This is a genomic window from Vibrio sp. Vb0888 (assembly GCF_033338835.1).
Lineage (GTDB): Bacteria > Pseudomonadota > Gammaproteobacteria > Enterobacterales > Vibrionaceae > Vibrio > Vibrio alginolyticus.
Genome location: NZ_JAWOTL010000257.1, coordinates 1 through 1,122, shown reverse-complemented (window position 1 = coordinate 1,122; position 1,122 = coordinate 1). Strand labels below are relative to the sequence as shown.

2 protein-coding genes and 1 pseudogene are annotated in these 1,122 nt (G+C 47.5%); all 3 read right to left on the bottom strand.

Going from position 1 to position 1,122, the window contains the following annotated elements; genetic code table 11:
* Positions 1-40: 40 nt before the first annotated feature.
* On the bottom strand, positions 41-289 hold the full coding sequence (gene vscF, locus R7P72_RS25465) for a type III secretion system needle filament protein VscF (protein ID WP_005464566.1): 249 nt from the start codon (positions 287-289) through the stop codon (positions 41-43).
* Between the two features lie 11 nt (positions 290-300).
* Positions 301-510, bottom strand: coding sequence for an EscE/YscE/SsaE family type III secretion system needle protein co-chaperone (locus tag R7P72_RS25460; protein WP_015296814.1), 210 nt, complete (start codon positions 508-510; stop codon positions 301-303).
* Positions 497-1,122 (bottom strand): annotated as a pseudogene (gene vscD, locus R7P72_RS25455) (SctD family type III secretion system inner membrane ring subunit VscD); the annotation flags it as partial. The pseudogene vscD and the gene R7P72_RS25460, both read right to left, overlap by 14 nt.

The following is a 1,122-nucleotide window of genomic DNA, read 5'->3' as shown; positions in this document are numbered from 1 at the left end:
CAATTTCAGCCAACAGCTGGCGTAATTCTCGTTCCATGCATTACACCTTCTGCAGGATCGACTGCATCACATCTTTGATCGCACGAGTGGTGGTTGCGTTGATGTTGTATACCACCGACCATTTGTTGATAGCGTGCTGAAGTTCAGCCAGCTTAGATGGGTCGTCCGCGTTGGTTTCTAGATTTTTAATGGCATCGGTGACGGATTTGTTCGCGTCTTTCGCTTGTTGCTCAAGTTTCGTTTTAACGTCATCGAGGTTTACACTGTTGGTCGCATCGTAAAATGACATAGGATTTCCCTTTATTTTTGGTTAGCTTCGTATGCTTCAATCACAACCTGTGCCGCTGTGTATGCTTCATACTGTTTTAGTAGCAATTGATACTGCTGCGGAGGACATCCCAAGTCCAACTGACGCTTTACCGCTGCCTGTGCTTGTAAGAGCTTGCTCTTAATGTTTTGCACTTCAATGCCACTTAGGTCGTTATTTAGAATCTGTTCAAGATTTGTCATGGTTTTTCTCGCCTTCGTATCCAAGTTCAATAGTGATAACGCGCCCGCCTTTCACCAGCTCAATCCCTGCTGGCGTTACGCTGGATATGCGATAACCCTGCGGAGTGCGAGCCCCTACCATGTAGCGAACGTTATCGGTAAGAATGACGTATGGCACTTGGCCAAAATTAACGCTACGAAACGGGAAGTCGATGTCCGTGCCTTTGCTGACTTTGGGAATCGATTTCAAAACCAGATACGGCTTTTCACCATACTGCTCACGAAAATCCCGAGTCACGCCGTAAAAGCGTGTGGTTTCGATGTCGTCTAATTCACCACGTACTTCAATGCGGTCACCACTTGTCACTAATTGAACTTTTTTAAGCAGCTCCGCGTTGGTGAGCAGCTCTTTTAGTGTGTCCATGTACGCGCCTGCACGCTGCAGTTCGACTTTCCAAGCGACCAAACCGGGTACATCGCGTTCTAAAATTTGTTCGACTTGGTTCCATTTGCTGGCGTCATCGATGTAGCCCGTCAGCAGCAACGTGCCAGTTTCATCCCCGTTCTCGACTTTCACTTGGTGATAGCCAAGGTTACGAAGAATAAAGCGCACGCCTCTGCGGATTTCTTCCA